General features: G+C 53.1%; 1 pseudogene. It reads right to left on the bottom strand.

Going from position 1 to position 784, the window contains the following annotated elements:
• A pseudogene (locus GAC_RS04950) lies at positions 1–784 on the bottom strand (hypothetical protein); the annotation flags it as partial.

The raw sequence follows: 784 nt of genomic DNA, 5'->3' as shown, positions 1-784 counted from the left end.
CCCTTGTCCTGCATCTACAGCTTTGTCAGATGGTGCTTGGGAAGTACCATCAACAGCCTCCTTTGCAGCAACTGGACCTTGCTGTGTAGGCTCCCACTCTTGTCCTGCATCCTTGGCAACAGGTTCCCAGTCTTGGGTCTGCTGCACGCTATCACTAGTCATGTTAGCAGTCTCGACAGCCACCTCATTTTGAAGTTGTTCGGGGCATTCAGAAGCACGCTGCCCGAGCACGATGGGACTAGTTTCAACAGGCAACGCAGCCTTGGCAGAATACCGGTCAGCAACTCCCCCAACGGCTAGACCTGTTGCCAGCACACCGGCGCCCAGAGCCAAAGCGATGATGATACATGTGCTTAATGGACATGCTACTGTACAACAAACTCCACACAATATTATTGCTGCACACAGCGCAACCACTGCGGCACCAGCCAGGGCCATGAGTATTCTATGCGTTGGACTGGCAGCTTCTGGAGGAGCGAGCCACTTTATCCTGCTGATCTTCTGTGGTTTATAATTCTCTATGACATCATATTCTGTAGTATCCCTCTTATGCACAGGATCTTGCATGGATACTACCGGCACCCTGGCAGAATGGAGTTCAGCCCTTACAGCAAATGCACCCACAGCCAAACCAGCTGCTACTAAACCGGCACAAGCAACCCCCACAGTACCAGCAGCAATCCACACACCGGTTACAACAGCAACCCCCACACCAGCTGCTACTAAACCGGCAACTAGGGGAGCAACACAAGCAACCCCCACACCAGCCGCGGCCAAACCTGTT

Source organism: Anaplasma marginale str. Florida (assembly GCF_000215485.1).
Classification (GTDB): domain Bacteria; phylum Pseudomonadota; class Alphaproteobacteria; order Rickettsiales; family Anaplasmataceae; genus Anaplasma; species Anaplasma marginale.
Note: the sequence above shows the minus strand (reverse complement) of the source record. Positions and strands in the feature narration are given on the sequence as shown.